Origin of the sequence: Stieleria sp. (genome assembly GCF_041595215.1) — a bacterium.
Lineage (GTDB): Bacteria > Planctomycetota > Planctomycetia > Pirellulales > Pirellulaceae > Stieleria > Stieleria magnilauensis.
The window spans coordinates 1-3,969 of sequence record NZ_JBFHKV010000830.1; the positions used below are offsets into that span (position 1 = coordinate 1).

The 3,969-nt window shown below is 59.5% G+C and carries 3 protein-coding genes and 1 pseudogene; 1 reads left to right on the forward strand and 3 read right to left on the reverse strand.

Annotated elements, in window-relative coordinates:
• Positions 1 to 213: 213 nt before the first annotated feature.
• From ABX749_RS24860 to ABX749_RS24870, 3 genes are all read right to left on the reverse strand, one after another.
• Complete coding sequence (locus ABX749_RS24860; RefSeq protein WP_372898365.1) at positions 214 to 1,695, reverse strand: sulfatase-like hydrolase/transferase; 1,482 nt, start codon at positions 1,693 to 1,695, stop codon at positions 214 to 216.
• Between the two features lie 162 nt (positions 1,696 to 1,857).
• Positions 1,858 to 2,223, reverse strand: a complete 366-nt coding sequence (locus tag ABX749_RS24865; protein WP_372898366.1) for a hypothetical protein — start codon at positions 2,221 to 2,223, stop codon at positions 1,858 to 1,860.
• Positions 2,224 to 2,349: 126 nt separating this feature from the next.
• Complete coding sequence (locus tag ABX749_RS24870; protein WP_372898367.1) at positions 2,350 to 3,207, reverse strand: hypothetical protein; 858 nt, start codon at positions 3,205 to 3,207, stop codon at positions 2,350 to 2,352.
• A 161-nt stretch (positions 3,208 to 3,368) separates the two neighbouring features.
• Between ABX749_RS24870 and ABX749_RS24875 the strand changes: the two are divergent.
• Positions 3,369 to 3,969, forward strand: a pseudogene (locus ABX749_RS24875) (hypothetical protein); the annotation flags it as partial.

The following is a 3,969-nucleotide window of genomic DNA, read 5'->3' on the forward strand; positions in this document are numbered from 1 at the left end:
AGCAGTGGAAGAAGAAGCCGCTGCCGAGTGATCGCGTCCGTTCTCGGACGACAACGTTCCGCGGTGCTCCAGGCTCCCGCCGAGCACCCGCGGACGCCCCACTTCTCGCATCCCAGATCGGATCGCAAACGAGCAGCCGGCGGTCAAGCGTAGCGACAACCGCCGGCGACTCGACGGGCTGTCGATTTCAGCCCGTCGAACGATCACCGCCTCTCAGCGAAACGGCTCCTCCCGCGGCGGCCAGGCGTCGTAGTGCTCCGCCGTGTTGCCGGACCAGTACGGCGACGACCCCCACAGCGGAACGGTCGGCAGCGCCGCCTCCCATTTCCCCAGCAGCCCAAACAGCTGCATCAGTCGCTCGGTTTCTCGATGCGACAAATCGTCCGACTCCCCGACATCGCTCGCCACACGAAACAGTTCCGCGGGGCGATGCGAAGGCCGGACGAGCTTGTCGGCACCATCCAGCACGGCCGCTTGGCCCTGCAACCGCCAGTACAATCGTCGTGGCGGTCCGGCACCACCGATCAACTGCGGTAAAACGTCGATCCCGTCGTGCGACCCCGCCAGATCGATCATCCGTTTTCGATTGCGTGCGTCTTCATGTGACATCGGTTTGGCGAGCGGCAATGCCTGCGCCCCCGCCGCGGCCATGAACGTGGGCAACAGATCCAACGCACTGACCACCGCATCGCAACGCTGGCCGGCGGCAATCTTGGCCGGCCAACTCCAGATCATCGGCACGCGGATGCCGCCTTCGCGCAGACAACCCTTCACACCCCGCAGCGGCCCGTTCCAGCTGCCGTTGGTGGTCGCACCGCCGTTGTCGGAAAAAAACACCAACAGCGTGTTGTCCCACTGATCGGTCCGTTCCAGATGCTCACGAATCCGGCCGACACCGCGATCGAGTGCAAACATCATCGCAGCGTAGGTTTGACGCTTCTTGTCCGGCAGATGCTTGAAACGCTCCAGATCCTCCGGCGTCGCCTGCATCGGGGTGTGCGGCGCGTTGTACGAGAAGAACACGAACCACGGTTTTGCCGGCTCGCTGCGGTCTTGCTGCTGGATAAACCGCAGCCCCTCGTCGGTGAAAAAATCTGTCAGGTAGTCGCTGGAAAAGGATTCAACCCGCGTCCCGTTACGCTCGATGACATGCTTCATCGTCGCAGGAAAATAATGGTGGCTTCCCGTCAGCATGCCACAAAAGTGATCGAAGCCTCGCACGTTGGGATGGAATTCACTGCCCATACCGAGATGCCACTTGCCGATCAGTGCGGTCGCATAGCCGGCGGCGCGCAAGTGATCCCCCAGCGTCTTTTCGCTCGGCGGCAGCCCCAGCAACTCCGGCCGAGTCGCGTAGTTGGACGCCGCCGCGTTCAAATTGCCTTCGTAGCCGAACCGTCGCGGATCACGGCCGGTCATCAATCCCGCACGGGACGGCGAACACACCGCGCTGGCGACATACGCCTGAGTGCACAGCACCCCCGAGTCCGCCAGACGATCCAAGTTCGGCGTGCGAAGCGTTTCGCTGCCCATACACCCCATGTCTCCGTACCCCATGTCGTCGGCAAGGATCACGACGATGTTCGGCCGCGCCGAGTCCTCCTCCGCCGCCGGCACACCCCAAGCCCACAACGCACACCAGACAATCGCAAAATCCATCCGAAACGCAAACGCTCCGAAACGACAACCATTCATCGGACACTCTCAGAACACGGACTACAAAACCAGCGATGTCGAAACCAACAGCCTAATCGAATCAGAGGGCGAAAAAGAGTCAGGAGCCTTTTTGGTAAATTGGGCTGCCTCGGCTTACCTATTCTATTTTTAATGCTCCTGACCCTTTTTTCTATCGCGGGGTCACGGCTTGGCGACGACAAATTCATCCGCATCCAGTTCGACCGTGGCAACCGCTTGGGGATTCGCGATCCCTGGTTGCCCCCAAGTCATCGCGTGAACTCCCCACGCGGTCCAAAGAAATCCTGTTGCTCCCATGCAGATCAACGTCAGATGCGAATACGCGGATGCCCATCGGTTGCCTCGGCGTGCCAAACGAAAAACAAGCCACAGATGAAACGTAAGCACGAGCAGCACCAGAGGAGTGAATGCGGCAATGAAATCTGAAATCATTGACGCCGTCTCAAACCTCGGCGTTGGATTCGTTCCGACGACGTTGAAGAAGTCGCGATATGCCCAGTTCATCTGCACCAGAACCAGGTAAAGCATTCCAAACGCAATCAAGTGAATGAACAACAGCGAACACGTGCCAACCCATGATCCGCGCTGCGTTAATTCCGTCTGTGTTTCACCCATGGAGGCCACCTTGGTTGATGGAAAAACGGAATGTGCAGATCATTGCTTCCCGACACGCTTAGCTGCATTGAAGCTGCCAAGGAGCACGCGCCCGGTCAGTCGCTTCCCCCGATTGTTCGTGCCTGAAAATTGCTTGCCTGCTTCATCAAGCGTATTCGCATCGACCACGACTCCGTTTCGCGACCGCCACGTCAGCTTCAACGATCGACCCTGCAAGGTCCATGAGGCGTTCAAGTCCGGCGTGGAGGTTAAGATGGTGCCATCAGCTTGGAGGACGATCTGGGTGCTGTTCTTGGTATTACCATCGACCGTTTGCTCAATCACGATAACAGGGCGGAAGCTTTCGAACCTCTCCATTTCAGCTCGCAATTGTGCATTCTCCTTCCGCAACCCAGGCAGCACCTTGCCGTCTTCTGATCGGCTATTGTCGACAGGTGTTGATGCGTCTGTTTGAAGGAACTTCGAGATGCGCTCAGTTTCCTTCAGATCTCCGTCCTTCGCAGCTTGTTCCAGCGCAGCTTTCAGCGACTCGCGGAGCGTTTCTGTAGCCGTTTCGAGATGCTCCTGCATGCTTTGCTGCAGAAAGTCGATTCGATCGGTGTACGTCTTGACCGCTTTTCGGGCCAGCGGTGATTTGAAATCGTCCAGTCGAATCGTCGAATCATCGGCGGCAACAGCTGACGCAAACACGCAGAGCACAAGGCAACGGTAGACACTGTTCATCCATTTTCCTCCATTGTGAGTTTCAGCAGGCATGAACTGCTTTGCGTCTCCACCAGTGTAGCAGCTCCCATCCCGAAGGGACGACAGCGAGTAGCCGGAGGTCAGCGCAGCGCCACCTCCGGAACACGCCACCAACTCCTCCCTCGACCCGGCGTCGCCGAAAAAATCAATCATTTTGGTAAGCGCGGGCGGGCGGGATGTCACTAACGGGGCACCGAAGCCGAACGTGTCGGCTTTCTGCTTTTCGTTTCCGGTTCGTTAGGGACGCTGCTGTGACTTCTCGAAATTCTTCAACTCGTCGTTCTACCCCATCCCGTCGTCTGCAACCGCGTCGTTTGCGGGGCGAAACCCTTGAAACCCGCCGCGTGATGGCCGCCGCCGTCGATCTGACGCCCGATGGTTTGCTGGTCATCGAAGGCGACGCCGATAACAACCGCATCTGGGTCGCGCAAAGTCGCAGCGGCGAACGATTGCGGGTCTCGATCGACGGCCGCACCAAAGATTTCCCGGCGGCCAACATCAGCCTGATGAAAATCTTTGCCGGCCCGGGCAACGACGCCGTCCGTGTTTCACGTCGCGTCGAAATCCCGACCCAGATTTTCGGCGGTGCAGGCCATGACCGGCTGGCCGCCGGCAGCGGACCGACCTTGATCGAAGGCGGCGACGGCCGCGACCGCATCCGCGGCGGCAAGGGCGTCAACGTGCTGTTCGGGGGTGCCGGCAATGATCGCATCGTCGGTGGCGCTTCGACCGATTACATCATCGGCGGTGCGGGCAATGACATTCTGCGGGGCGGGGCGGGCGACGATTGGATCTTCGGGGACGCCACCAATTCGCTGCCCGAAGGCGAGACCGATCCGCTGGAATACGCCAGACGGACGATGGATGTGAATCGTGGTGACGACATCATCCATGGGGGCCGCGGCAACGACATGG

Excerpts from the sequence above, each read along its gene's own strand:
- ABX749_RS24860 (WP_372898365.1), bottom strand. The coding sequence starts at position 1,695 with ATGAATGGTTGTCGTTTCGGAGCGTTTGCGTTTCGGATGGATTTTGCG.
- ABX749_RS24865 (WP_372898366.1), bottom strand. The coding sequence starts at position 2,223 with ATGCTTTACCTGGTTCTGGTGCAGATGAACTGGGCATATCGCGACTTC.
- ABX749_RS24870 (WP_372898367.1), bottom strand. The coding sequence starts at position 3,207 with ATGATTGATTTTTTCGGCGACGCCGGGTCGAGGGAGGAGTTGGTGGCG.